22 protein-coding genes are annotated in these 24,911 nt (G+C 73.7%); 15 read left to right on the top strand and 7 right to left on the bottom strand.

Annotated features, from left to right (window positions below):
• Positions 1–8: 8 nt before the first annotated feature.
• The 10 genes from ACS5PV_RS04350 to ACS5PV_RS04305 all read left to right on the top strand — a co-directional run bounded on the left by ACS5PV_RS04350 (position 9) and on the right by ACS5PV_RS04305 (position 8,626).
• Positions 9–926, top strand: a complete 918-nt coding sequence (locus ACS5PV_RS04350; protein ID WP_455394453.1) for a DUF58 domain-containing protein — start codon at positions 9–11, stop codon at positions 924–926.
• Positions 913–1,338: a DUF4381 family protein gene (locus tag ACS5PV_RS04345; RefSeq protein ID WP_455394139.1), complete on the top strand. Its 426-nt coding sequence runs from the start codon at positions 913–915 to the stop codon at positions 1,336–1,338. The genes ACS5PV_RS04350 and ACS5PV_RS04345 overlap by 14 nt, the downstream gene beginning before the upstream one ends.
• Positions 1,335–2,312, top strand: coding sequence for a VWA domain-containing protein (locus tag ACS5PV_RS04340; RefSeq protein ID WP_455394138.1), 978 nt, complete (start codon positions 1,335–1,337; stop codon positions 2,310–2,312). The genes ACS5PV_RS04345 and ACS5PV_RS04340 overlap by 4 nt, the downstream gene beginning before the upstream one ends.
• Positions 2,309–3,229 (top strand): VWA domain-containing protein, encoded by a 921-nt coding sequence (locus tag ACS5PV_RS04335; protein WP_455394137.1) that lies wholly within the window; start codon positions 2,309–2,311, stop codon positions 3,227–3,229. Before ACS5PV_RS04340 ends, ACS5PV_RS04335 begins: the two co-directional genes overlap by 4 nt.
• Entirely contained in the window at positions 3,229–4,053 is an 825-nt protein-coding gene (locus ACS5PV_RS04330; RefSeq protein WP_455394136.1) for a hypothetical protein, read from the top strand. Before ACS5PV_RS04335 ends, ACS5PV_RS04330 begins: the two co-directional genes overlap by 1 nt.
• Positions 4,047–5,297: a hypothetical protein gene (locus ACS5PV_RS04325; RefSeq protein ID WP_455394135.1), complete on the top strand. Its 1,251-nt coding sequence runs from the start codon at positions 4,047–4,049 to the stop codon at positions 5,295–5,297. Before ACS5PV_RS04330 ends, ACS5PV_RS04325 begins: the two co-directional genes overlap by 7 nt.
• An 89-nt stretch (positions 5,298–5,386) precedes the next feature.
• The gene (locus tag ACS5PV_RS04320; RefSeq protein ID WP_455394134.1) at positions 5,387–6,619 is read left to right on the top strand and encodes an allantoate amidohydrolase; all 1,233 of its coding nucleotides are present in this window, start codon (positions 5,387–5,389) and stop codon (positions 6,617–6,619) included.
• A 118-nt stretch (positions 6,620–6,737) separates the two neighbouring features.
• Entirely contained in the window at positions 6,738–8,015 is a 1,278-nt protein-coding gene (locus ACS5PV_RS04315; protein WP_455394133.1) for an NAD(P)/FAD-dependent oxidoreductase, read from the top strand.
• Between the two features lie 79 nt (positions 8,016–8,094).
• Positions 8,095–8,382, top strand: coding sequence for a type II toxin-antitoxin system RelB/DinJ family antitoxin (locus ACS5PV_RS04310; protein WP_455394132.1), 288 nt, complete (start codon positions 8,095–8,097; stop codon positions 8,380–8,382).
• Complete coding sequence (locus ACS5PV_RS04305; RefSeq protein ID WP_455394131.1) at positions 8,345–8,626, top strand: type II toxin-antitoxin system YafQ family toxin; 282 nt, start codon at positions 8,345–8,347, stop codon at positions 8,624–8,626. The genes ACS5PV_RS04310 and ACS5PV_RS04305 overlap by 38 nt, the downstream gene beginning before the upstream one ends.
• A 102-nt stretch (positions 8,627–8,728) precedes the next feature.
• On the opposite strand, the gene ACS5PV_RS04300 is transcribed toward ACS5PV_RS04305, so the two are convergent.
• Positions 8,729–10,687: a PAS domain-containing protein gene (locus ACS5PV_RS04300; RefSeq protein WP_455394130.1), complete on the bottom strand. Its 1,959-nt coding sequence runs from the start codon at positions 10,685–10,687 to the stop codon at positions 8,729–8,731.
• Positions 10,688–10,794: 107 nt separating this feature from the next.
• On the bottom strand, positions 10,795–12,936 hold the full coding sequence (locus tag ACS5PV_RS04295; protein WP_455394129.1) for an ATP-binding protein: 2,142 nt from the start codon (positions 12,934–12,936) through the stop codon (positions 10,795–10,797).
• 280 nt (positions 12,937–13,216) lie between these two features.
• Between ACS5PV_RS04295 and ACS5PV_RS04290 the strand changes: the two genes are divergently transcribed.
• Complete coding sequence (locus ACS5PV_RS04290) at positions 13,217–14,857, top strand: dihydroxyacetone kinase subunit DhaK (RefSeq protein ID WP_455394128.1); 1,641 nt, start codon at positions 13,217–13,219, stop codon at positions 14,855–14,857.
• A gap of 125 nt (positions 14,858–14,982) precedes the next feature.
• Here the strand turns inward: ACS5PV_RS04290 and ACS5PV_RS04285 are convergent, their stop codons facing one another.
• Positions 14,983–15,537, bottom strand: coding sequence for a MucR family transcriptional regulator (locus ACS5PV_RS04285; RefSeq protein WP_455394127.1), 555 nt, complete (start codon positions 15,535–15,537; stop codon positions 14,983–14,985).
• A gap of 287 nt (positions 15,538–15,824) precedes the next feature.
• On the opposite strand from ACS5PV_RS04285, the gene ACS5PV_RS04280 reads away from it, so the two are divergent.
• Both ACS5PV_RS04280 and ACS5PV_RS04275 read left to right on the top strand, forming a co-directional pair.
• A complete protein-coding gene (locus tag ACS5PV_RS04280; protein WP_455394126.1) occupies positions 15,825–17,396 on the top strand; it encodes an FAD-dependent oxidoreductase in 1,572 nt (523 codons plus the stop codon).
• Between the two features lie 100 nt (positions 17,397–17,496).
• A complete protein-coding gene (locus ACS5PV_RS04275) occupies positions 17,497–17,979 on the top strand; it encodes a MarR family winged helix-turn-helix transcriptional regulator (protein WP_455394125.1) in 483 nt (160 codons plus the stop codon).
• Positions 17,980–18,237: 258 nt separating this feature from the next.
• Here ACS5PV_RS04275 and ACS5PV_RS04270 read toward each other — a convergent pair whose 3' ends face one another.
• From ACS5PV_RS04270 to ACS5PV_RS04255, 4 genes are all read right to left on the bottom strand, one after another.
• Positions 18,238–18,699, bottom strand: coding sequence for an acyl-CoA thioesterase (locus ACS5PV_RS04270; protein WP_455394124.1), 462 nt, complete (start codon positions 18,697–18,699; stop codon positions 18,238–18,240).
• Positions 18,696–20,504, bottom strand: coding sequence for a feruloyl-CoA synthase (locus tag ACS5PV_RS04265; RefSeq protein ID WP_455394123.1), 1,809 nt, complete (start codon positions 20,502–20,504; stop codon positions 18,696–18,698). The genes ACS5PV_RS04270 and ACS5PV_RS04265 overlap by 4 nt, the downstream gene beginning before the upstream one ends.
• Before the next feature lie 3 nt (positions 20,505–20,507).
• On the bottom strand, positions 20,508–21,722 hold the full coding sequence (locus ACS5PV_RS04260) for an ABC transporter substrate-binding protein (protein WP_455394122.1): 1,215 nt from the start codon (positions 21,720–21,722) through the stop codon (positions 20,508–20,510).
• A 373-nt stretch (positions 21,723–22,095) separates the two neighbouring features.
• A complete protein-coding gene (locus ACS5PV_RS04255; protein WP_093568672.1) occupies positions 22,096–22,887 on the bottom strand; it encodes a crotonase/enoyl-CoA hydratase family protein in 792 nt (263 codons plus the stop codon).
• Positions 22,888–23,024: 137 nt separating this feature from the next.
• On the opposite strand from ACS5PV_RS04255, the gene ACS5PV_RS04250 reads away from it, so the two are divergent.
• Together ACS5PV_RS04250 and ACS5PV_RS04245 are read left to right on the top strand one after the other, a co-directional pair.
• A complete protein-coding gene (locus ACS5PV_RS04250; RefSeq protein ID WP_455394121.1) occupies positions 23,025–23,996 on the top strand; it encodes a 3-hydroxyacyl-CoA dehydrogenase NAD-binding domain-containing protein in 972 nt (323 codons plus the stop codon).
• Positions 23,997–24,025: 29 nt separating this feature from the next.
• Positions 24,026–24,907, top strand: coding sequence for a 3-keto-5-aminohexanoate cleavage protein (locus tag ACS5PV_RS04245; RefSeq protein WP_455394120.1), 882 nt, complete (start codon positions 24,026–24,028; stop codon positions 24,905–24,907).
• Positions 24,908–24,911: the final 4 nt, after the last annotated feature.

Raw genomic sequence — 24,911 nt, 5'->3', positions numbered from 1 at the left:
TGTTTGTCATCGTGGCACGGCCGCCGCCCGAGTCCGACCCCCTCGCCCAGCCCGGCATCGCCCTCGAGGCCGGGGCGCTCATGGGCCTGCGCCACCTCGCCCGCCGCGGGACCGAGGCGATGACGCGGGGTCGCTCTGGGCTGCCCGGCGGCATCGTCACGCGCCGGCGCGGGCGCGGCACCGAGCCCGACGACGTGCGGCCGTGGGCCGAGGGCGACGACGTGCGCCACATCGACCGCAACGCCACCGCCCGCACCGGCGCGCCGCACGTGCGCACCCACCACGAGGAGCGCGACCGCGCCGTGGTGATGCTGGCCGACTTCCGGCCCTCGATGCTGTTCGGCACCCGCCGCTCCTTGCGCTCGGTCGCCGCCGCGGAGGCCCTGGTGCTGCTCGGCTGGCGCATCGCCGGCGATGGCGGCCGGGTCGGGCTCTGCGTCGCGGGCGCCGAGCCGGTGGCGCTGCCGCCGCGGGGCGGTGGGCGCGGCATGGCGGCCCTGTGCCAGGGCCTCGCCCGGGCGCATGCGGGCGCGCTCGCGGCTCCGCTTCACGAAGACCCGCCCTTGAGCCCGGTCCTGGAGCGGGCGCGGTCGCTGCTGCCGGCGGGCGGGCACCTGGTGCTGGCGAGCGCCCTCGATTCACCCGGCGAGGATTTTTCGGAGTGCCTCGCGGCGCTCGCCGAGCGGATCTCCGTCAGCCTGATCCTGGTGAGCGATGCCTTCGAGCGCGCCGCTCCCCCGGGCCTCTACCCCTACGCCACCCCGGACGGCCGCCGCGGCACCGCGAGGATCGGCCGGGCGCGGCCGGCGCCGGAGGACCGCCTCGCGGCCTGTGCCCGCCTCGGCCTCGCGGGCCTGCGCCTCGACACCGAGACGGGCCCCGAGGGCTTCGCCCCGCTGGTGGAACGGCTCGATGCCGTGCTGTGAGGCCGCGCTCTCGGGCCTGCGCGGCCTGCACCCCCCGCCCGATCCGGGGCTGGTCCGGCCCGAGATGCTGGCCGCGGTCGTCCTCGGCCTGGCGCTCGCCGCCCTCGCCGCCTGGCTCCGGCCGCGCTGGCGCGCCCGCCCGGTCCGCCGGGCGGCGCTCGCCGAGCTGTCCGCCGCCCGCGCCCTGCCGCCAGCGGAGCGCCGCGTGGCGCTGGCGCGGTTGAGCCGGCGGCTCGCCCGCAGCCTCGGGGTCGAGGGTCCGGCGGGGCTCGACGCTGCCTTGCGCACCGACTTCTTCGGACGCGGCCCCGGCCGGGCGCTGAGCGAAAACCTCTACGTCCCGGGCCCCGCGCCCGATCTCGCCGCCGTCGAGGCCGGCCTCGCCCGGCTCCTCGCGCGCCTGCGGGCTTGAGCGACGTGGCCGGCCTCGCCTCCCTGGATTTCGCGGCGCCGCTCGCCGGCCTGCTCCTGCCGCTGCCGCTCATCGCCGCCCGCCTCCTGCCGCCGCGGGCGGGCGACAGCGGGGCGCTCGCGGTGCCGCCCTCCCTGATCGCCGGGCTCGATCGCGGCGGGCCGCTCGCGGTCGGGGCGCGGGGACGCGCGGCCCTGACCTGGCTGCTCTGGGTCGCCCTCGTCGCGAGCCTCGCCGGCCCGCGGCTGGTGCTGCCGGGCGCGGCACTGCCGGCCTCCGGACGCGACATCGTGCTCGCCCTCGACCTGTCGGGCAGCATGGAGCGGATCGACTTTTCGCTCGACGGCCGCACCACCTCGCGCCTCGCGGCGGTCAAGCGGGTCGGGGCCGATTTCATCCGCCGCCGGGCCGGCGACCGGGTCGGCCTCGTGATCTTCGCCGACCAGGCCGACGTGGCGGCCGCCCCATCCTTCGACACCAGCGCCGTCGCCCGGGCGCTGGAGGAGGCGCAGATCGGTCTCGTCGGCCGCTCGACCGGCATCGGCGACGGGCTCGGCCTCGCCCTCAAGCGCCTCGACGCCCTGCCGGGCCCGGCGAAGGTGGTGGTGCTGCTCTCCGACGGCGCCAACAATGCCGGCCAGACCACGCCGCGGGACGTCGCCGTCCTCGCCCGCGACCTCAGCATCCGCGTCCACACCATCGCCCTCGGTCCCCGCGACCTCGCCGATGCCGACGGCGAGCAGGACGTGGTCGATTCGGATGCGCTGCGCGACGTGGCGGCGACCAGCGGCGGCCGCTTCTTCCGGGTGCGCACCACCGAGGATCTCGCGGGCGTCGCCGACAGCATCGACGCGCTCGAAGGCGGGCGCGACCGGGCCCCGCCGGTGCCCTTGCGCCGCGACCTCTGGCCGTGGCCGGGCACGGTGGCGCTCCTGTCGGCGCTGGCGCTCCTGCTGACCCGGAGGGCGGCGTGACCGAGGCCTTCACCCTGCTGCGCCCCTGGTGGCTCCTCGTCCTGCCGCTCCTCGCCCTCCTGGCCTGGCGCGTCGCCCACCGCGCCGCGCCGCTCGGCGACTGGGCCAGGGCGGTGGAGTCGCACCTGATGGCGGCGCTTCACGCCCGCGGCGCGGTGCGGCCGGGGCGCCGCTCGGGGCAGGCCCTGCTGGTGCTGGCGGCCGCCCTCCTCGCGCTGGGTCTCGCCGGCCCGGCCCGGGAGCGGCGCGACGTGGTGGGATTCCGCAACCTCGACGCGGCGATCATCGCCCTCGACCTGTCGCGCTCGGTCGCCGAGGGCGGGCGCCTCGGCGAGGCGCGGGCGCTGGCGCAAGGGTTGGCCGAGGCCGCCGGCACGAAGGCGGTCGCGCTTGTCGCCTATGCCGGCGACGCCTACCTCGTGGCGACGCCGACCACCGACCGCGACAGCGTGAGCACGGTCCTGTTCGCCCTCGACGGCACCACCGTGCCGGATCGCGGCAGCCATCCGGCCCGGGCCCTCGCGCTCGCCCGCCGGACGCTGGCCGAGGGCGTGGTGGTGACCGGCGACGTGGTGCTGGTGAGCGACGGTGGCGGCCTCGACGAAGCGAGCTCCCGCGAGGCGGCGGCGCTCCGGGCGGAGGGCCACCGGCTGCACACCGTGCTGGTCACGAATCCCGCCCTGCCGCCCGAGGCGCCGCGGCCGGACGGCGCGGGCCTCGCCCGCCTCGCTGCCCTCGGCGGCGGCGCGTCCGGAAGCCTCGACGCGCCGGGCCCGGTGCTGGCGGCGATCTCCGAGACGGTGGCCCGCCATCTGGCCGAGGGCGGCTACGCGGTGCTGGCCTGGCAGGATCTCGGCCGCGTTCTCGCGGGCCTTGCGCTGCTGCCGGTCCTGCTCCTCTTCCGGCGGAGCGCCTGATGCGAACGCTTCTCCTGGCCGCCGGCGGCCTCGCCCTGGCGGGGCTGGTCGTCGAGCCCGCGGCGCTGGCCCGCCTCCTCCTCGCCGCCGGCCTGCCGGGCCCGGCGGCCGCCATCACCGACGATCCGGCCTGGCGCGGCACCGCCCTCTACGCCGCCGGCCGCTACGAGGAGGCCGCCGCGGCCTTCGCGGGCTCGCCCTACAACCGCGGCAACGCGCTGGCGCTCTCCGGCGACCTGAAAGGGGCGCTCGGGGCCTACGACGCCGCGCTCGCCCGCGACCCGGCGGACGAGGACGCCAGGGCCAACCGCGAACTGGTGGCGCGCCTCCTCGACACGCCGGACGCCCCCGGCGGCCGCACCGCCGGCGAGGCCAATGCCCGGGCCGACGCCGCCACCCGCTACGCCACCAAGACCGAATCCGACGCCGACGACCCCGGTACCGCCTCGACCGGCGAGGGCTTGGCCGGCCATCGCGAGGCGTCCTCGGCCGCCGAATCGCCCGGCAATTCGAAGGCCGCCCGCACCGGCCGGGCCGAGCAGCGGGCGGTCGATCCCGGCCGCGGCCAGGCGCGGGGCTCGGCGAGCGACGCCGAGGGCGGTGGGCGCCAGGGCGGCGGCAATGCCAGCGTGTCCGAGGTGGTGGAGCGCGAGGTGCGCCGGGTCTCGAAGAGCTTCGAGTCGCGAGAGATCCGCCCCGACCGGCACTGGCTCGCGACCCTGACCGACGATCCCGGCCGCTTCGTCCGCTCGAGGATTCTCGCCGAGCAGACCCGCCGGCGCGAGGCCGGCACCGCCGTGCAGCCGGGAAGCGACCCATGGTGAGGCAGCCCGTGGTGAAGCAGCCCGTGGCGGCGTGGCTCCTCCTCGCCGGCCTCCTCGCCGCCTCGCCGGCGCTCGCCCTGGAGGACGGCAACCTCGCGCTCTCCGTCACCGCCGAGGTTCCGGGCTCCGCCGCGCCCTACCCGCGCGAGATGGTGCTCCTGCGCATCCGCGGCACCTACCGGGCGCAGATCGCGCTCGAAGACCTGCGCCAGCCGAGCCTGCCGCATTTCGCCTGGACCCAGCTCGGCCGCGACCGGTGGTTTCGCACCACGATCCAGGGCCAGGAGGCGCGCGGCTTCGAGCGCACCGTCGCGGTGTTCCCGCAAGGCGCCGGCCGGTTCGTCGTCGATCCCTTCGTGCACCGCCTGACGGTCGTTGATGGCGGCGAGCGCCGGCTGATCGAGGTGCGCTCGAACCCGCTGCCCCTCGCCGTCGCCGCCTGGCAGGGCCCGGGCGGGCCGGACGCGCCCGAGCCCTGGTGGCTGCCGGCCGAAGGCCTGACCGTGACCGACGTCTGGGAGCCCGAGCCCGAGAGCTTGCGGCTCGGCGAGCCGGCCCGCCGCACCGTGACGCTGGAGGCGCGCGGGCTCACCGCCGACGCCCTGCCGCCGCGGCCAACCTTGCGCACCCGCGGCATCCTCACCTTCGCCGGCCCGGTCGAGCGCCAGACCCGCATCACCCCGGCGGGCCCGGTCGCCCGCGCGACCTATCGCTGGGACGTGCGCCCGGGCGTGCCGGAGCCGATCACCCTTCAGGCGATTTCGATCCCGTGGTTCGACACCAAGGCGCGGGTGATGCGCGAGGCCGAGATCCCGGCCCGCATCGTCGGTGCCCGCGCGGCGAGGAGCACGGACGCGGCGCCCCCTCCCCCGGCTTCGCCCTGGCGCGCGCTCGCCGCCGGGCTTGCCGCCTTCGGGCTGGCTTTTAGCGCCTGGGGCCTCTCCCGCCGCGAGGCGCCGCCCCTGCGCGCGCTCGCCCGTGCCGCCCGGCGGCGCGATCCGCGCGGGTTCCGCGCCGCCCTCGATCACGCCGCCCGGCGCGATCCGGCCCGCGCCGCGGCCTGGCGCGCCGATCTCCGCACCGGCCCGCGCCTCGCCGCCCTCGACGCGGCCCTGTTCGGGACCGGCGAGGCCCCGGTGCCGGACCTCGCCGGCCTCGCCCGGGATCTCGACGCGGTCCGCCCGCCCGCCGTGGGTCCGGATGGCCTCGCCCCCCTCGACGGCCTGCGCCCGGCGCCGCGCTGACGGGCTCCGGGCATGCGCCGCGCCCGGTTGCCTCCACCGCCACCGACCCTGCATACCGCCCGCTCGACACCAGCAGGGTCGCGACGCCCATGACCGACACTCCCCGCCTCGGCGCCCGCGTGATGGCGCTGATCGACGACCTCGCCCGTCACACCGACGAGCCGGGACGGCTGACCCGGCTCTACCTCTCGCCGGCCCACCGGGCGACCGCCGAGGCGGTGCTTGGCCTGATGCGGGAGGCTGGACTCTCGGCGCGGATCGACGCCGCCGGCAGCGTGGTCGGGCGGATGGAGGGGCGGGAGCCGGGGCTGCCGGCCCTGGTGCTCGGCTCGCACATCGACAGCGTGGTCGATGCCGGGCGCTACGACGGCCCCCTCGGGGTCGCGGCGGCCCTGGTCGTCGCCGAGGAGCTGCGCGGCCGAACCCTCCCCTTCGCCATCGAGGTAGTGGCCTTCGGCGACGAGGAGAACGTGCGCTTCCCGACCTCGCTCTCGACCTCGAAGGCCTGGGCCGGGCAGTACAAGCCGGAGTGGCTGGAGGGCCGCGACGACGCCGGCACGACCTTGCGCGAGGCGCTGGCCCGGTTCGGCGGCGACCCGGACGGCATCCCGGCCCTCGCCCGGCGCCGCGACGAGATCGCCGGCTACCTCGAGATCCACATCGAGCAGGGCCCGGCGCTGGAGGCCGCGGCGCAGCCGGTCGGCGTGGTCTCCGGCATCGTCGGCCTCACCCGGGCGCGCTGCACCGTGACCGGCGAGGCCAACCACGCCGGCACCGTGCCGATGGGCATGCGCCGGGACGCGCTCGCCGCCGCCGCTGAGATGGCGCTCGCGGTCGAGCGCCTCGGCGAGGCGGTGCCGGGCGCGGTCGCGACGGTGGGCGCGCTCACCGTCGTGCCGGGCGCCGTCAACGTGATCCCGGGCCGGGTCGATTTCAGCCTCGACGTGCGCGCGCCCGAGGATTCCGACCGCCTGCGCCTGTCCCAGGCGATCGAGGCCGAGTGCCGGGCGATCGCGCGGCGCCGCACGGTGGGGTTCAGTGCCGAGACCCACATGGACAACGCGGCGGTCGCCCTCGATCCGGGCTTCCAGGCCGCCCTCGACCGGGCGGCGCGGCGCCTCGGCTTTTCTCCCCTGCAACTGCCCTCGGGCGCCACCCACGACGCGGTGGCGATGGCGGCGCTCGGCCCCTCCGCGATGCTGTTCGTGCGCTGCCGCGGCGGCATCAGCCACAACCCGGCCGAGTCGATCACCCTGGAGGATGCCGACGCGGCGACGCGGGTGCTGCTCGGCACGGTGCGCGATCTCGCCGGGCTGACCTAGAGCATTTTCCGACGAAATGGATGCCGGTTCGTCGAAGAAAATGCGGCAGAACAAAGACTTAGAGAGCTTCGCGATGGCATTGCGATCGCGAATCTCCCTGGTGGGCGAGACAAGGGTGATGCAGCAGGACGAGCAGACGGCCGACATCGTGGTGGTCGGCGGCGGGATGGTGGGCCTGTCCTCCGCCATCGCCCTGAAGGATCGCGGGCTGGACGTGGTCCTGTGCGACCCCGGCGAGGCGCGGGCGCGCACCTCCTACGGCAATGCCGGCGTGGTCAGCCGCGGCTCGATCCTGCCCATGGCGGGCCCGGCCCTGTGGGGCAAGCTGCCGGCCTACCTGCGCAACGCGGATCCGGGCCTTCGCCTGCGCCACGGCCACCTGCTGCGGGTGCTGCCCTGGGTGGCGCATTTCCTCGCGAGCGCCCGTGCCTCAGCCTGGCGCCGGGCCGCCGACGCGCTGGCCCCGCTCACCGACGCCGCCTACCCGGAGCACCGCCGCCTCGCCGACCGGGCCGGCGTGCCCCACCTGCTGCGGGAATGCGGCTGGGTGAAGCTCTACCGCACCGAGGCCGCCTTCGCGGGTGCGGCCCTGGAGCGCGAGATCCTGACGGATCACGGCGTCCCGTTCGAGATTGTCGAAGGCCCGGCGATCCAGGCCTTGGAGCCGGCGCTGGTCCGCCCCTTCGCCCGGGCGATGCTGCTGCCGCAGACCGGCGCCGTCGGGGATCCGGGTGGCCTCGTCGAGGCCGCCGAGCGGCTGTTCTCCGGCCTCGGCGGGCGAACCCTGCGCACTACCGTCAGCCGCCTGGAGCCCGGGGCCGACGGCTGGCGCGTCGTCCATCCGGGCGGGATCGTGCGGGCGCGCCAGGTGGTGCTAGCGACGGGAGCGGCGGCGCACGAGCTGTCGCGGCCGCTCGGCTACCGCTTCGCCTTCGCGGCCGAGCGCGGCTACCACCGCCACTACGCCCTGCACCCCGACAGCCCGGCCCTCACCCGCCCGGTCTACGACACCGGCGCCGCCTCGATCCTGTCGCCGATGGGCGAGGGCCGGGTGCGGGTGCTCTCCGGCGTCGAGGTCGCGGACCGCCATGCCGAGCCGGATTACCGGCAGATCGAGGCGGCGGCGCGGGAGGCCGCCGGCACCGTGCGCCTCGGCCAGCCCCTCGACAACCGGCCCTGGCTCGGCTCGCGCCCCTCGACCCCGGACGGCCTGCCGGTGATCGGCCCCGCGCCGCGCCACGCCGGCCTGATCTTCGCCTTCGGCCACGGCCATATCGGCCTGTCCACCGGCCCGATCACCGGCCGGCTCGTCGCCGACCTCGCTACCGGCCGCACGCCCGCGGTGCCGGTGGCGCCGTTCGCGCCGGAGCGGCTGCTGGGCTGGCCGCGGCCGTAGGGTGGGACGCGACGCCGCGTCCGTTGCACTGGCGCGACCGTGAGCCCACAACATCGGAAGCCCTACTTCGGAGACGCTGATGCCCGACGTCACCTACGTTCGCGCCCGCATCGACGCGGACATCAAGGAGCGCGCCGCGGAGGCGCTCGACGCCATGGGCCTGTCTGTTTCCGATGCGATCCGGCTGCTGATGCTGCGCATCGCCGACGACCGGCGCCTTCCCTTCGACGTCGAAGTTCCGAACGCCGAGACCCGCGAAGCCATTACCGAACTGGAAGAGGGACATGGGACGCGCCTGGCTGGGATCGAAGCCCTGATGGCCGATCTCCATGCGGACGATCGACCGCTCAACTGCGTTCAAGCGTGACTACAAGCGAGAGGCCCGTGGACGGTACAGAGCGACGCTCGACAGCTTGCTTCTGCCGGTTTTGACCGCACTCGCGACCGATCAGCCCCTCGCGACGCACCATCGCGACCACGAGCTCACCGGCAATTGGTCCGGCTATCGCGATTGCCACGTGAAGCCGGACCTCGTGTTGATCTATCGCAAGCCCGACTCGACGACCTTGCGGCTCGCCCGACTTGGCTCGCACAGCGAAGTCTTCGGCTGAAGTGCCGGTTCAGACTCCGTTCGCCCGTACCAGTGATTGCGAGCGGTATGATGTAGCCGACAACATAAATATTTTCTCGGGGCAACCAGCCTGTCCGAACCATCACTCCTCGAAGCGGATGCCGATCTCGCAGCCGTGCTGGCGGATCACCTCGCAGGGGCGCTCGGCGTGGCCCTCGATCGCGAGGCGGATCCGGGGCGGCAGCCGGACCGGGCGCTCGAGGGCGAGCTTGGCGCCGGACTTCGAGAGGTTGAGCACGAGGCAGGAGATCGCCTCGACCACTCCCGATCCCGGCGGCAGCACGACCCGGCCGGAGATCGAGGTGCGGGTCCGCTCGTCGATCCGCCGCTCCTCGAGGCCGACCAGCCACTCGTCGAGGCTGCCGGCGATCTCCGCGACGCCGGTCGCCGTGGTCTGGACGTTGGTGCTGACCTCGCCGGTGGTGGCGCGCTGGCGCTCGCTCGCCGCCGTGGTCTCGGCGATGAAGCCCTGTACGGCGTCCACCGCGCCGCTGATCGAGCCCAGGGCCTCGGCGACCTCGCGCGACACGCTCTGCATGGCGCCGATCTCGCCCGAGATCCGCCCCGTCGCCGCGCTGGCCTGGCCGGCGAGGTTCTTCACCTCGGCGGCGACGACCGCGAAGCCGCGGCCGGCCGCCCCGGCGCGGGCCGCCTCGATCGTGGCGTTCAGAGCCAGCAGGTTGATCTGCTCGGCGATGGCGGTGATCGTCTCGACGACGCCGTTCATCGCCCGGGCCGCCACGTCGAGGCGCGCGGTGGCGGCCTCCGCCACGCCCATCCGCTCCTGGATCTGGCCGACGGCCTGGCGCGATTCGCCCATCCGGCCCGCGATCGACGCCGAGGTCCGGTGCATCTCCTCGGAGGCCTCCGCCACCGCCTGGATCCGGGCCAGGGTCTGCTCCGCCGCCGTGATCGCGCGCGCCCGCACGCTCATGCTGTGGGTGACGTCGGTGGCGAACTTGATGACCTTGCAGGGGCGCCCGTCGAGGTCGAGGACCGGGGTATAGGTGGCCTGGATCCACACCTCCCGGCCGCCCTTGCCGACGCGCTGGTACACCGCGGAGGCGTAGCGCCCGGCGCGCAGGGACTCCCAGAACTCGGCGTAGCTGCGGCTCGCGGCGGCATCGGGCGAGACGAACAGGCGGTGGTGCCGGCCGACGATCTCGTCGAGGCCGTAGCCCATCGCCTTCAGGAAGTGGCCGTTGGCATCGAGGATGGTGCCGTCCATCGCGAACTCGATCACCGCCTGCGAGCGGAGCGCCGCCTCGATCTTGCCGGCGGTGTCGGCGGCGTGCTGCTTGGCGGCGGTGATGTCGGCGGCGTACTTGACGATCCTGAGCGTGCGCCCGGTCGGGTCGAGGATCGGGTTGTAGGTCGCCTGGATCCAGATCTCGGTGCCGTCCTTGGCCCGCCGCTTGAACTCGCCCGCCCGGTACTCGCCGCGGGCGAGCCCCGCCCAGAACTCGCGGTACTCCGGCCCGGCGGCCTCCTCGCCGGTCACGAACACGCGGTGGTGGCGGCCGACGATCTCGTCGAGTCCGTAGCCGGTCGCCGTGAGGAAGTGCGGGTTGGCGTCGAGGATCGTGCCGTCGGGGGCGAAGTGGATCACCGCCTGCGAGCGGTTGATCGCGGTGATCTGGCCGGCGGCGGCGATCGCCGCCTGCTTCTCGGCGGTGACGTCGAGGGCGAACTTCACGATCCGGACCGGCCGGCCGCGGGCGTCGAGCACCGGGTTGTAGCTGGCGCGGATCCACACCTCGCGCCCGCCCTTGGCGAGGCGCCGATACTCGGCGCTCTGGAACTCTCCCCGCTGCAACGAGGCCCAGAACGCCTCGTAGGCCGGATCCGCCGCCTCGTCGGGGTCGACGAACAGGCGGTGGTGACGCCCGCGCACCTCGTCGAGGCGGTAGCCCATCAGCTGGAGGAAATTCTCGTTCGCCTCGGCGAGCAGGCCGTCGAGCCCGAACGTCACGATGGCCTGGGAGCGCTCGATGGCGTCGAGCTTGGCGGCAGTGCTGGCGCGGCGCGCGGAGGCAAACATTATGGTGTCCCAGACGATCGTGGGCCTTTGCTCCCTTCAAGCACGCCGCCCTTAACGGGATATAACGCAACGTAATCCCGCGGCAGACCGCCGCACGGCTCGGCCCGTCACGGCCGGGCGAGCATCTCGCGGATCCGCAGGGCCAGGGCCTCGACCGCGAAGGGCTTCGTCAGCACCTGCATGCCGGGTTCGAGCTGCCCGGCGCCCAGCGCCGCGGTCTCGGCGTAGCCGGTGATGAACAGCACCTTCAGGCCCGGCCGCCGCACCCGGCCGGCATCGGCCATCTGGCGCCCGTTCATGCCGCCGGGCAGGCCGACATCGGTGACGACGAGGTCGATGCGGGCGTCCGATTGCAGCACCTTCAGGCCGGCCGCGCCGTCGGCCGCCTCGACCGCCGTGTAGCCGAGATCCTCCAGCACCTCGGTCACCAGCATCCGCACGGTCGGCTCGTCGTCGACGATCAGCACCGTCTCGCCCCGCTCCGCCCGGGGCGCGTCGGCGCGGGCCGCCTGCGGGACCTCCGCCTCGGAGGCGCCGTGGTGGCGCGGCAGGACGAGGCACACCCGGGTGCCGCAGCCGACCTCGGAGGTGATCCGCACCTGCCCGCCGGATTGCTGGGTGAAGCCGTAGATCATCGACAGGCCCAAGCCCGTGCCCTGGCCGATCGGCTTCGTGGTGAAGAACGGCTCGAACACCCGGGCGATCACCTCGCGCGCCATGCCGATGCCGGTATCGGTCACGCAGAGCGACAGGTAGTCGCCGGGCGGGATCCCGTGCTCGCGCGCCGCCGCCGCATCGAGGTGCAGGTTCGCGGTCTCGATCGCGATGCGCCCGCCATCGGGCATCGCGTCGCGGGCGTTGAGGCAGAGGTTGAGCAGCGCGTTCTCGAGCTGCGGCGGGTCGACGAGGACGGTCCAGGGGCCGGGGGCGCCCGAGACCGCGATCTCGATCGCCGGCCCGACGGTGCGCCGGATCAGCTCCTCCATCCCGGCCACCAGCCGGCCGACGTCGGTGGGCCGCGGATCGAGGGTCTGGCGGCGCGAGAAGGCGAGCAGCCGATGGGTCAGCGCCGCGGCGCGCCGGGTCGCGCCTTGCGCCGCCGCCATGTAGCGCTCGACATCCGCGAGCCGGCCCTGGTTGATGCGGGTCTGCATCAGTTCGAGCGCGCCCGAGATGCCGGCGAGCAGGTTGTTGAAGTCGTGGGCGATGCCCCCCGTCAGCTGGCCCACCGCCTCCATCTTCTGCGACTGGCGCAGGGCCTCCTCGGCCCGCATCAGCTCGGCGGTGCGCGCGGCGACCTGCTGCTCCAGGGTCTCGGTCAGCGCCCGCAGCATCGTGGTGGCGCGGTCGCGCTCGGCCTCGACGGCGCGGCGCTCGTTCACGTCGATGAGGACGCCCGGAAAGCTCAGCGGCGTGCCGTCGGGCGCGTGGTCGACCCGCCCGTTCGCCTCGAGCCAGTAATACTGCCCGTCGGCGCGCCGGGTGCGGTACTGGTGGGCGTAGGCGCCGCCGCGGATCACCACCGCGTCGATCGCCGCGATCAGCCCGGCCCGGTCGTCGGGGTGCACCGTCTCGATCACCTGCTCCAGGCTCAGGCCCTCGCGGCCGAGAGCCGGATCGAGGCCGAAGCTGCGGGCGAAGGCCTCGTCGACGGTGAAGCGGTCGTTCGGCAGGTCCCAGAACCAGGTGCCGATGATCGCGCCGGCGGACAGCGCGAGCTGGACCCGCTCGATGTTCTCCCGGGCGACCGCCTCGCTCTCGCGCAGGCGCTTCGTCGCGATCACCTGGGCGGTGGTCTCGTTGGTGAGGATGAACAGGCCGGCGACGCGGCCCGCGCCGTCGAGTACCCGCGAGTAGGAGAAGGTCCACCAGGTCTGAGCCTCGCCCCGGTCGGTGCCGAGCGTCCACGGCAGGTCGACGAAGCGCCGGCTCCGACCCGCGAAGGCGTCATCGATGATGGGCTTGGCCTGCTCCCAGCCGTCGGCCCAGACCCGGTCGAAGCGCTCGCCCATCGCCCAGTCGAGCCGGGGCCCGAGCAGCGGGAAGTAGGTCTCGTTGAAGAAGAAATGCAGGTCCGGCCCCCAGGCCAGGATCATGCTCTCGGGCGAGTTCAGCACCAGGGAGAGCGCCGTGCGCAGGGCCTCCGGCCAGGTCTCGGGGCCCCCGAGCGGGTGGCCGGACCAGTCGCGCGCGCGGATCATCGCGGCCGCGCGGCCGCCGCCGGCCAGGAACGGGAGGGTGTCACTCATCGGGTCGGCGGCGGGCTCACCTTGGGGGCGGGGCGCCGCTGCGACACGGCCCTGGCGGGTCTCGAAGCCGGTCCGGGCCCGGACGCCGCGTGGCGCCCGCGACGCCGGGAAGTCCCGGCCCGGAGGATGGCCCTCCCTTATGGCCCGAAGCGGCCGATTCGGCAAAGCCGTCCGCTCGGTCGCCTCGGCCGTGGCGGGCCGGCCGCGCTTTTGGCAGGATCGGCGACAAGGCGCTGCCGGGTCGCGGAGGATCCGCGACCGACGCGAGAGGGAGGACCGGATGGCCCACTTCATCAACGACCGCGCCGCCCTGGTGGCGGAGGCCGTGGACGGTCTCGTCGCGGGCAGCGGCGGCCGGCTCGCCCGCCTCGACGGCGATCCGGCGATCCGGGTCGTGCTGCGGACCGACTGGCCGGCGGACCGCGTCGCGGTCGTCTCCGGCGGCGGCTCGGGCCACGAGCCGGCCCATGCGGGCTTCGTCGGGCGCGGCCTCCTCACCGCGGCGGTCTGCGGCGACGTCTTCGCCTCGCCCTCCGTCGACGCGGTGCTGGCTGGGATCCTGGCGGTGACCGGGCCGGCGGGCTGCCTCGTCATCATCAAGAACTACGCCGGCGACCGGCTGAACTTTGGCCTCGCCGCCGAGCGCGCCCGGGCTCTCGGCCTCGCCATCGAGACCGTCACGGTGGCCGACGACGTGGCGATTCCCGGCGCCGCGCAGCCCCGCGGCATCGCCGGCACGCTACTGGTGCACAAGGTGGCGGGCCACGCGGCGGAAAGCGGCCGGCCGCTGGCCGAGGTCGCGGCCGCCGCGCGGGCCGCCGCCGCCGGGGTCAGGTCCCTCGGCATCGCGGTCTCGGGCTGCACGATGCCGGGTGGGACGGTGGAGGCGCGCCTCGCGCCGGGGCAGGCCGAGCTCGGCCTCGGCATCCACGGCGAGCCCGGCATCGAGCGCATCGCCCTGCCGCGGGCGGGCGAGCTTGCCGGCCTGATGACCGGGCGCCTCGCCGCGGCGCTCCCGGAGGAGGGGCCGCTCGCCCTCCTCGTCAACGACCTCGGCGGCACCACGGCGCTGGAGATGCAGGTGCTGACCGGCGCGGTGCTGGCGACGCCGCTGGGCCGCCGGGTGCGCCTGCTCCTCGGGCCGGCCGCCGCGATGACGGCGCTCGACATGCACGGCGCCTCGCTCTCGCTGCTGCCGCTCGGCCCGGCGACCGAAGCCGCGCTCACGGCCGCGACCGAGGTGCCGGCCTGGCCGCGCGCGGTTCCCGTCGTCGCCCCGGCGACGCGCCCCCTGCCCGATGCCCTCGCGCGGCAGGACGCGGCGGCCGCCTCGCAGGATCCCGCCGTGGCGCGCGCGATCACGGCGGTCTGTACCGCCCTGATCGGGGCGGAAGGCGCGCTCAACGCCCTCGACGCGCGGGTCGGGGACGGCGACACCGGCACCACCTTCGCGGCGGCGGCGCGCGCCGTGCTCGCCGACCTCGACCGGCTGCCGCAGGCCGAGCCCGCCGCCCTGTGCCGCGCTCTCTCCGACCGGCTGGCCCGGGTGGCCGGCGGATCGAGCGGGGTATTGATGTCGATCTTCTTCTCCGCCGCGGGTGCCGGCCTCGCGGACGGGCTCGGCTGGCGCGACGCTCTCGCGCGCGGGGCAGAGCGGCTCCAGGCCCATGGCGGCGCGCGCCCCGGCGACCGCACCCTGCTCGACGCCCTGGTGCCGGCCCTTGGCGCCCTGCCCGACGGTCTCGCCGCGGCGGCGCGGGCGGCGGAGGCGGGCGCCGCCGCCACCGCCCGGATGACCCGGGCCGGGACCGGCCGCTCGAGCTACCTCGCCGCCGCCGACCTCGCCGGGGTGGAGGATCCGGGCGCGATCGCGGTGGCGCACGCCTTCGCGGCGCTCGCCGAAGCGGCGCGGGGCGGCTGAGGCGCGGGGAGCGGGACCAGGCTTCGGGCTCGGAGCACGGTCCGACGCCGCGAGACCCGGTTCGTCGAAGGCGACCGGTCCCCGCGGCGTCGCGGGCCGGCCGGACGAGCCGATCGGACCGGCGCTCAGGCGCCGCGGCGGCCGCGGCGGGGCTTGGTCTCGCTCGGGGCCTCGGCCGCTTCGGCCGCCGGCTCGGGGGCAGATGCCTCGGGAGCGGACGGCTCGACCGCCTCGACCGCGTCGTCCCCCTCCTCGCTCCGCGCGGGGCGGCGGCGCTGCTGGCCGAGGCCGAGCGAGCGGGCGAGCTCGGAGCGCTGCTCCGAATAGCTCGCCGAGGTCATCGGGTAGTCGTGGGGCAGGCCCCATTTCTGGCGGTAGGCTTCGGGGGTCAGACCCCGCAAGGTGAGATGGCGGCGCAGGGTCTTGTACGACTTGCCGTCCTCGAAGCTGGTCAGGTAGTCGTGGGTGATCGAGCGGCGGATCTCGGCCGGAGTCGCCTTCGGATGAACCGGCTCGGGCAGGGCTTTGGTCCCCCGCGCCATCTCGTTCAGCGCGCCATAGACATCGGAAATCAGCTTCGGCAACTCTGCGCTCTGCAGATGATTGCTGCTGACATAGGCAGAGATGATGTCAGCTGTCAGCGTGACAATCTGATCGTGAGTGTTCGAGGTCTCGTCCATCCCGGCACGCTCTGAGAATCACTGGAATTCGGTATCCTATCCTTAAGTTCGGGGCGCCCGAAAAGGCAAGGATTATCTGTTGATAAAAACCGCAAACTCCGAGGAATCGAACGGTTGACGTAACAAGCCCGCGCCTGTCGATCTCCATGCTGCCCGGCGGGCGCCGCCGACGCCCTTCGCCCGGGGGCGGTCGCCGCCCGCCGAACATCGACGGGATCGGGCGAGGCACCGTTACGGCACATGCGCGTTGCCTGCCGACGAGGCGTCGACTGACGAAGAGGCAGGCCATGGCCGATACGGGTTCCGAGAAGACAACTGCCGAGGACAAGCCGGATTTCGCCCGCGGGATTCCGGCCGGCGACCTGCCCGAGGGGGCGATGATCGAGGGCACGCTCGGCGCGGACAAGGTGCTGCTCCTGCGCCGCGACGGGCAGATGCGGGCGATCGGCGCCCGCTGCACCCATCTCGGCGCGCCGATGGGCAAGGGCATCGTGGCCGAGGGCGAGATCCTCTGCCCCTGGCATCACGCCCGCTTCAGCCTGGAGACCGGCGAGGCGGTCGGCGCCCCGGCCTTCGACCCGCTGCCGTGCTACCGCGCCGAGGAGCGCGACGGCCGCATCACCGTGACCGGCCGCCGCGAGGCGGAGCGCAAGCCCGTGACGAAGGCCCCCGGCAGGGTCGTGCGGGCCCCCGGCAAGGTCGTGATCGTCGGCGGCGGGGCGGGCGGGCATGCCTGCGCCGAGTGGCTGGCCCGGGCCGGCCACGGCGGCGCCGTCACCCTGGTGAGCGACGATCCCGATCCGCCCTACGACCGCACCTTCTGCTCGAAGCAGTACCTCTCCGGAAAGGCGCCGCGGGAGAAGACGCTGCTCGCCCCAGAGAGCTTCTATTCCGGCGACGGCCCCCGGCTCCTGCGCGACCGGGTGGTCTCGCTCGATCTCGGCGCCGAGGAGGTCGTGACCGCGGGCGGCGAGCGGCTCCCTTACGACGCCCTGGTGATCGCGACCGGCGCCGCACCGCGGCGGCCGGACCTGCCGGGCTTCGATCGGCCGAACGTCCACACCCTGCGCAGCCTCGCCGACGCCGACGCGCTGATCGCGGCGGCGGCGAGCGCCCGCAGCGTCGCGGTGGTGGGCGCGAGCTTCATCGGCCTCGAGGTCGCCGCCGCGATGGTGGCCCGCGAGAAGGCCGTCACGGTAGTGGCGCCGGATGCGGTGCCATTGGAAAAGATCCTCGGCGCGGCGGTCGGCCGCTTCGTCCAGGGCCTGCACGAGGAGAAGGGCGTGACCTTCCGCCTCGGCCGCGAGGTCACGGGCTTCGACGGCCGGGCGCTGACTCTCGACGACGGCAGCCGGATCGAGGCGGACCTCGTGGTGCTCGGCACCGGCGTCGCGCCCCGCACCGACCTCGCCGAGGTCGCCGGCCTGACGCTGGCGGAGAAGGACGAGGGCGGCGGCATCGCGGTCGACGCGCAGCTCGCCGCCTCGAGCCCCGGGATCTACGCGGTCGGCGACGTCGCGTCGTATCCCGATCCGCGCGGCGGGCAGCGCGTGCGGGTCGAGCACTGGGTCCACGCCCAGCGCCAGGGCCAGCACGTCGCCCGCGCCCTTCTCGGCGAGGCGGCGCCGTTCACCGAGACGCCGTTCTTCTGGAGCGGGCATTACGGTACCAGCCTGCGCTACGTCGGCCATGCCGGTTCGGCGGAGGATGCCCGCATCGAGGGCGACGTGGAGAAGGGCGACTTCGCCGTCACCTACCGCGAGGACGGGCGCGACGCCGCGCTCGCCACCTGCAAGCGGGATAAGGCCTCTCTCGAGGCAGAAGCCGCGTGGGACCGGGAGGCCCGGGCGGCGGGCTGACGGGCAGAAGCCCGGGCGCGGCCTCCCGGCTTGCGCCCGGGCCCGATCGCGGGCAGGTGGCGGGACAGGTTCACGGCCGAAGACAGGGGCCCGTCCAGCGTTGCCGAGCGATGATTCCCCGGGCCTCGCCCGCCTCGAAGGCCTGATCGGCTACACCCTGCGGCGGGCGCAGGTCGCGGTCTCCCGCAGCTTCGTCGAGCTGTTCGCCGATCTCGACGTGCGCCAGAGCCAGCTCGGCGTGCTCACGGTGATCGAGGGCAGTCCGGGCCTGCGGCCGAGCCAGGTCGGGGCCGCGATCGGCATCAAGCGGGCCAATATCGGCCCGCTTCTCGACGAGCTGGAGACCCGCGCCCTGGTCCGCCGCGAGCCCGACCCAACGGACCGCCGCTCGCAATCCCTGTTCCTCACGCCCGACGGCGAGGCCCTGATGGCCGAGCTGCACCGCCGCGAGGCCGCGCACGAGGAGCGCATCGCCGCCTTCCTGGACCCGGAGGAGCGCGCCGCGCTCCTCGGCCTGCTGCGCCGGCTGGAGCAGGGCGCGCGGGACGTGGCGGGGGACGAGGGGACCGAGGAGGCGGAGTGATGATGGGGAGAGGCTCCCGGACGCGCACTCTCGACGGAGCGATGCTCCACGTCATCCCACCCGCGACCTCATCCTGAGGTGCTGCTGCGTGCAGCAGCCTCGAAGGAGCGCTCCAGGGATCGCAGAGGTTTCTGGAGCCTTCCTTCGAGGTCAGTCGATCGAGATCGACTGACACCTCAGGATGAGGTCGCGGGAAGGACATGACGGGTTTTCGCGATACGTGTCTTCTCGGGTCAGACCGGCTTCGAAGCCGGAGTCTCACTCCCCCCGGAACTTTCGCACCAGCTCCTCCGGGATCGGCGCCGCCTTCATCCGGTTCGGGTCGTCGGGGTGGCGGCCGGCCCAGACCCGGCGCTCGCGGCCCTCGACGGCGAGATCCCCGGCATTGAGCAGGCGGTGGCGCACGGCGAAGCTGGAGCGGCCGACCTCCACCACCGTCGAGACGATCTCGACCCGGTCGCCGTAGCGCGAGGGCTTGAGGAAGCGCGCTCCCGTCTCGACCAGCGGGATGCCGAGGAGGTCGTAGCGCGCCAGCATCCCGGCCTTCGGCAGCCCGGTCGCGGCCTCGCACAGGAGCGCGGTCGACCAGTCGAAGAAGTCGAAGAAGCGCGGGTTGAACACGATGCCGGCGGGGTCGCAATGGCCCCATTCCACCGTCAGGGTCCGGGTGTGGCTGAAGCCTTCGTGGTCGGCGACGGGCTGGGTCGCGGGCGCGGTCATGCGGTCTCCGGGGTGATGATGTCGGGGGCGTAGGGCGCGGCGTAGAGGCGTTCGACCGCCCCTGCGCGGTTGCGCAGCACGCCGCGCTGGTTGATCGAGCCCTTGTCGGTCACCTCGTCGCGGTCGAGGGCCGGCGGCTCGGCCACCAGCAGGAGCCGGGCGATGCGGTTCGACGAGCCGGTGGACTTCCGTGCGAAGGCGGCGAGGCGCCGGGCGAAGTCGCGCCGGACCGCCGGGTGGGCGAGAACGGCCTCGTCGTCGCCCCCCTTCCCGCTCAACCCCCGGCAGGCGGCGAGATCGGGAAAGACCAGGGCCGCGACCTCGTCGCGCGCCTCGCCCGCGATGGCGACGTCGCGCACCAGCGGCTGGAACGCGTCGAGGAATGCGGCCCGCAAGGGACCGACGCTGACCCAGACCCCGGTGGTGAGCTTGAAATCCTCGTTGAGGCGCCCGTCGAAGGTGAAGCCGCGGTTGCGATCGTCGGGATCGACCGGCACCAGCGCGTCGCCGAGGCGGTAGAAGCCCTCCTCGTCGAAGGCGGAGGCCGTCAGGTCCGGCCGGCGCCAGTAGCCGGGCGTGACGTTGGGGCCCCGCACCCGTGCCTCGCGCTTGGTGCCGACGGGGGCGACCTTCAATTCGACCCCCGGCGCCGGCAGGCCGACCTGGCCGGCCTTCGCCGGGCGGTCGTCGGTGACGAGCGCCATCGGGGCGGTCTCGGTGGCGCCCAGCCCTGTCACCATCGGCACGGTGCGGCCGATGGTGTGGCGGGCGAGATCGTCGATCGCGTCCCAGACCGGCTGCGGCAGGCCGGCGGCGGCGAAGAAGGTGACCTGGAGCCGGCTGAAGAAGTTGTTTCGCAGCTCAGGATCGTCGCGCAGGTGCGGCACCAGCGCCTCGAAGCCCTTCGGCACCGTGAGGTAGAGGGTGGGCGCGACCTCGCGCAGTGCCCGCACGGTCTCGCGGATGCCGCCGGGGGTCGGCCGGCCCTCGTCGATGTACAGGGTGCCGCCATTCGCCAGCACCAGGTTGAAGTTGTGGTTGCCCCCGAAGGTGTGGTGCCAGGGCAGCCAGTCGACCATCACCGGCGGCTCGGCGGTCAGCGCGGGAAAGCGCGCCTGGAGCATCGCCTGGTTGGAGGCGAGCATCCGGTGGGTGTTCACCACCGCCTTCGGCACGCCGGTCGAGCCGGAGGTGAACAGGAGCTTAGCCACCGTATCGGGCGCGACCGCCGCGTGGGCCGCCGCCACGGCTTCTCCGTCCTCGCCTTGCAAGAGGTCGTCGAACGTCGTGACTGGCCGGCCGATCGCGGCGCCGTCCGCGATCACCACCTCGGTGCCCGCCGGCACCGCCGCGGCGATGGCCGGAGCGTAAGGGGCGCCCTCGGCCGCGAAGACGAGGCCGGGGGTGAGCAGTTCGACGATCGCCCGCAGGCGGGCATGGTCCTGCGACACGGTGGAATAGGCCGGCGAGACCGGCGCCACCGCGACGCCGGCATGGAGGGCGGCGAGCGAGAGGAGCGCGTGCTCGAAGCCGTTGCCCGACAGGATCATCACCGGCCGCTCGGCCGAGAGATTCCGGGCGAGCAACGATGCGGCGATGCGCTCGACGCCGCGGAAAGCCGCCCCGTAGGTCAGGGGCTCGAACGCGCCGTCCCGGCCTCGCCGCACCAGGAACGGCCGGTCCGGCGCCTCGGCGGCGTGGCGGGTGAGGTGCGCGGTCAGGCGCTCGGGATAGGGCGGCAGCGGGGCCGTCGCGGTGACGACGAGGCTGCCGTCGTCCCGCTCGACGAAGCGATGCGTGGCCATGGATCAGCCCTTCACCAGCGGGCAGCCGCCCTCGGAGAGCGGACGCCAGGCTTCGTCCGCCGGCACGGTGCGGACCGGCTTGAAGTAGTCCCAGCCGCCCTTGCTCTCGGCCGGGGTCTTGGTCTCGAGCAGGTACATCTGGTGGAGCTTGCGCCCGTCCTCGCGGATGCGGCCCTTGCCGAAGATCGGGTCGTCGGTCGGCATCGCCTTCATGGCCGCCACCACCGCGCGACCGTCGCCGGCCTCCTTCACGGTGCCGAGCGCCTTCAGGTAGTGCTCCACCGCCGAGTAGATGCCGGCCTGCATGTCGTTCGGCATGGCGTGGCGCGGATGGCGCGCAGCGTAGCGCGCCGCGAAGGCGCGGGTGCCGTCGTTGAGGTCCCAGTAGTAGGGGGTCACGATGTAGACGCCCTGCGTCGCCTTGAGGCCGAGCGCCGGCATGTTGGTGATGTTGAGGATCAAGCCGGCGAGGCGCTGGCCCGGGGCGATGCCGAACTCCGCCGCCTGCTTCAAGGCGTTCGAGGTGTCGTCGCCGGCATTCGCCAGCCCGATCACGTCGGCGCCCGAAGCCTGCGCCTGGAGCAGGAAGGACGAGAAGTCGGCGGTGCCGAGGGGATGGCGCGACGCCCCCTTTACGCTGCCGCCCGTCGCCTTCACCTCCTCGGCGGCGGAGCCCTCGAGATCCTTGCCGAAGGTGTAGTCGGCGGTGAGGAAGTACCAGGACTTTCCGCCCTGCTGCACTAGGGCCTTGGCCAGCGCGTGGCCGAGCGACCAGGTGTCGTAGGTCCAGTGCACGGTGTTGGGCGAGCACTGCTTGCCGGTGAGCTCGGCGGTGCCGGCGCCCGAGCCGATGAACACCTTGTTCTTCTCCCGTGCCAGGTTCGCGACCGCCAGCGCCACGGCGGAGTTCGGCACATCGAGGATCAGGTCGACGCCGTCCTGGTCGAACCAGCGCCGGGCGATCGAGGCGCCGATATCGGTCTTGTTCTGGTGGTCGGCCGAGACCAGCTCGACCGGTCGCCCGGCCTTGGCTGCGAAGTCCTCGATGGCGAGCTGGGCGGCGATGACCGAGCCCTGGCCCTGGTAGTCGGCGTAGGGCCCCGACATGTCGTTGAGGACGCCGATCTTCACCGGCCGCTCGGTGGCCTTGGCGGGGGCGAGGAAGGCGAGGAGGGCGACGAGGGCCGGGGCGAGCCGGCGGGTGGCGTGGCGGGGCATGGGTTCCTCCGGGATGGGGGTGGCCGGTCTTCGTGCCGGGTTTTTGGATGCGGTCGAAGTCTTCGGAGCGCTTTATCCTTGGCGCGACGAAGCAGAATAAGGCGCGGGATCCCCTCTCCCGTCTGGGAGAGGGGTAGGGGTGAGGGTGACACGCTTCCGTATGAGACGTTGAGCGTCGTGCTGGCAGCGGGACGTTCTGAGTTAGACTCAGAAATGTAGCACCTTCACCCCTAATCTCTCTCCCAAAACTGAGAAGGTAACCGAGATTTACTTGTATTTTCTGTGTTTCTGTCTCTCGGTATCATCCCGGGCTCCGCTTTCGCGGCCCCGGAATGACCAGGAGGGTGTCAGGGCACGGCGCGGGGAATCGGGGCTATTCCCGCACCTTCTTCGCCCGCCCTTCCAGAAACTCCGCAAGCCGGCGCTTGGCCTCGGCGTCGCTCTGCGCCACCGCGGTCATCAGGGCCTCGGTGAGGTAGCCCGTCGCCGGGTCGGCCTCGGCGATGCGCGGCAGGGCGTGGATCAGGGCGTAGTTGGTGAGCGGGGCGTTCTCGGCCGCGCGCGCAGCGAGCGCGATCGCCCGCTCCAGCCCTTCGCCGGCCGGCACGACGTAGTGCGACAGGCCCAGCCGCTCGCCGCTCTCGGCGTCGTGCACGCGGCCGGTCAGCATCATGTCGCGCATCCGCGAGACGCCGATCAGCCGCGGCAGCCGCACCGAGGCGCCGCCGCCGACGAAGATGCCGCGTTGCCCTTCCGGCAGGGCGAAGAAGGCGGAGGCCTCGGCCACCCGCAGGTGGGCTGAGAGGGCCAGTTCCAGCCCACCGCCGATCACCGCCCCTTTCAGCGCCGCCACCACCGGCACCCGGCCGAACTCGATCTCGTGGAAGGCCCGGTGCCACATCCGCGAATGCAGCATGCCGGCCGGAGCGTCGCGCTCGGTCAGTTCGGCGAGGTCGAGCCCGGCGCAGAAATGCGGGCCTTCTGCTGCGATCACCAGCGCCCGCACGTCGTCGGGCAGGCCCCGGGCGATGCGCTCCAGCCCCAGCACCATGCCGTCGTCGAGGGCGTTGCGCTTGTGCGGGCGGTTCAGGGTGACGATCGCCACCGCGTCCCGCCTGGTCACCACCAGGGACTCGGTGCCGAGGCCCGACAGGTCCTCCGCCATCGTGGCGTTCCTCCGATTCTCGCTCCGGCCTGTTCGCGCCGGATTGCCAAACCTGATTTGTAATGTGATATAACTATCTCAACGGGTCAATCGGGCGGCAAGCCCTGACAACCGACCCGATCAGGGAGGGCGCCGCGATGAACCACGCGAGCGAGCAGGCAGGCGGCTACCGCACGGCCATCGGCCGGGTGGCGGTGATCGGCACCGGCGTCATCGGGGCGTCGTGGGTGTCGCTGTGTCTCGCCCACGGCCTCGACGTGACCGCCACCGATCCGGCTCCGGGTGCCGAGGACCGCCTGCGCGAGACGGTCGCCCGGCACTGGCCGGTCCTCGAACGAATCGGCCTTCAGCCCGACGCCTCGCCGGAGCGCCTGACCTTCGTGGCCGAGCCGGAAGAAGCGGTCGAGGGCGCCGACTTCGTGCAGGAGAACGGGCCCGAGCGCCTGGCGATCAAGCGCGAGACCTACCGCCGCCTCGACGCCGCGGCGGCCCCCGACGTGGTGCTGGCGACGAGTTCGTCGGGCCTCACCCCGAGCGCGATCCAGGAGGCCTGCCGCTTCCCCGGCCGGGTGGTGCTCGGCCATCCCTTCAACCCGCCCCATCTCGTGCCGCTGGTCGAGGTCTTAGGGGGAGAAAAAACCGACGAGGGCGCCATCGCGGCCGCGATGGGTTTCTACGAACGCATCGGCAAGCGGCCGATCCGCCTGCGGCGCGAGCTCGTCGGCCATGTCGCCAACCGGCTCCAGGCGGCGCTCTGGCGCGAGGCGTTCCACCTCGTCGGCTCGGGCGCCGCGACGGTCGCCGACATCGACGCGGCGATCGCCCACGGGCCGGGCCTGCGCTGGGCGTTGATGGGGCCGTGCCTGCTCAACCACCTCTCCGGCGGCCCGGGCGGGCTCGCCCACACCCTCGACCATCTCGGGCCGCTGATGGAGGCGATGTGGGCCGATCTCGGCGACCCGCGCCTGACGCCCGAGCTGAAACAGACCCTCGTCCGCGGCCTCGACGAGGCGCTGGCGGGCCGCGACCTCGACGCGATGGTGGCCGAGCGCGACCGGCTGCTCGTCGACCTCGTGCGGCAGAAGCGCGCCGCGCCGGAGCTGCCGTAACCAACCCCAACGAACCAAGGGAGGACAACATGGCCAAGGTGATCGTGACGGTAGCGCCGACGGGCGGCATGGCCTCGAAGGCCCAGAACCACAACCTGCCGACCCAGCCGCAGGAAATCGCCGAATCGGTGCACAAGTCCTGGAAGGAGGGCGCGGCGATCGCGGCGCTCCACGCCCGGCGGCCCGACGACGAGGCGACCTGCAACGCCGAGATCTATCGCGACATCAACCGGCGCATCCGCGAGCGCTGCGACATCATCCTCAACAACTCGACCGGCGGCGGATCGAGCGGCGACATGCTGGTGCCGCGCCCCGACGGGCTGTTCGAATCGAGCTTCGAGGAGCGGCTGAAGGGCTGCGAGGCCGGGGCCGAGATGGCGACCTTCGACGGCATGACCTTCGCGGACGTGCATGGCGGCCGCGAGATCCTGGTGGTGACGACCCCGAGCCGCTGCGAGCTGCTCGCCAAGCGCATGCAGGAGCGCGGCATCAAGCCGGAATGGGAGGTCTTTGGCCCCCAGCACATCCTCCAGGACGTGACCCGGCTGATCGAGAAGGGCTACGACAAGCCGCCCTACTACATCAACATGGTGCTCGGCGCCGACAAGGGCTTCCAGGGCGCGATGCCCTACTCGCACGACATCCTGGCGGCGATGATCCGGATGCTGCCGCCGCAATCGATCTTCTGCGTCTCCGGCATCGGCCCGGCGCAGCTGCCGGCCACCACGCAGGCCATCCTGCTCGGCGGCCACGTCCGGGTCGGGCTCGAGGACAACAACTACTATTCCCGCGGCCAGCTCGCCACCAACGAGCAGCTCGTCGCCCGCACGGTACGGATCGTCAAGGAGCTCAACCACGAGCCGGCAAGCCCGGGCGAGGCCCGGGAGATCCTCGGCCTCAAGGCCGTCTGAGGGG

Source organism: Methylobacterium sp. Gmos1 (assembly GCF_053764715.1).
The sequence above is the reverse complement of the archived record's forward strand: the minus strand, read 5'-3'. Positions and strand labels throughout refer to the sequence as shown.

Coding starts and splice junctions, on each gene's coding strand:
- ACS5PV_RS04345 (WP_455394139.1), top strand. CDS start 913: ATGCCGTGCTGTGAGGCCGCGCTCTCGGGCCTGCGCGGCCTGCACCCC.
- ACS5PV_RS04255 (WP_093568672.1), bottom strand. CDS start 22,887: ATGGCGGAGGACCTGTCGGGCCTCGGCACCGAGTCCCTGGTGGTGACC.
- ACS5PV_RS04250 (WP_455394121.1), top strand. CDS start 23,025: ATGAACCACGCGAGCGAGCAGGCAGGCGGCTACCGCACGGCCATCGGC.
- ACS5PV_RS04310 (WP_455394132.1), top strand. CDS start 8,095: ATGCCCGACGTCACCTACGTTCGCGCCCGCATCGACGCGGACATCAAG.
- ACS5PV_RS04270 (WP_455394124.1), bottom strand. CDS start 18,699: ATGACCGCGCCCGCGACCCAGCCCGTCGCCGACCACGAAGGCTTCAGC.
- ACS5PV_RS04295 (WP_455394129.1), bottom strand. CDS start 12,936: ATGAGTGACACCCTCCCGTTCCTGGCCGGCGGCGGCCGCGCGGCCGCG.
- ACS5PV_RS04245 (WP_455394120.1), top strand. CDS start 24,026: ATGGCCAAGGTGATCGTGACGGTAGCGCCGACGGGCGGCATGGCCTCG.
- ACS5PV_RS04325 (WP_455394135.1), top strand. CDS start 4,047: ATGGTGAGGCAGCCCGTGGTGAAGCAGCCCGTGGCGGCGTGGCTCCTC.
- ACS5PV_RS04320 (WP_455394134.1), top strand. CDS start 5,387: ATGACCGACACTCCCCGCCTCGGCGCCCGCGTGATGGCGCTGATCGAC.
- ACS5PV_RS04280 (WP_455394126.1), top strand. CDS start 15,825: ATGGCCGATACGGGTTCCGAGAAGACAACTGCCGAGGACAAGCCGGAT.
- ACS5PV_RS04305 (WP_455394131.1), top strand. CDS start 8,345: ATGCGGACGATCGACCGCTCAACTGCGTTCAAGCGTGACTACAAGCGA.
- ACS5PV_RS04300 (WP_455394130.1), bottom strand. CDS start 10,687: ATGTTTGCCTCCGCGCGCCGCGCCAGCACTGCCGCCAAGCTCGACGCC.
- ACS5PV_RS04330 (WP_455394136.1), top strand. CDS start 3,229: ATGCGAACGCTTCTCCTGGCCGCCGGCGGCCTCGCCCTGGCGGGGCTG.
- ACS5PV_RS04285 (WP_455394127.1), bottom strand. CDS start 15,537: ATGGACGAGACCTCGAACACTCACGATCAGATTGTCACGCTGACAGCT.
- ACS5PV_RS04260 (WP_455394122.1), bottom strand. CDS start 21,722: ATGCCCCGCCACGCCACCCGCCGGCTCGCCCCGGCCCTCGTCGCCCTC.
- ACS5PV_RS04315 (WP_455394133.1), top strand. CDS start 6,738: ATGCAGCAGGACGAGCAGACGGCCGACATCGTGGTGGTCGGCGGCGGG.
- ACS5PV_RS04290 (WP_455394128.1), top strand. CDS start 13,217: ATGGCCCACTTCATCAACGACCGCGCCGCCCTGGTGGCGGAGGCCGTG.
- ACS5PV_RS04265 (WP_455394123.1), bottom strand. CDS start 20,504: ATGGCCACGCATCGCTTCGTCGAGCGGGACGACGGCAGCCTCGTCGTC.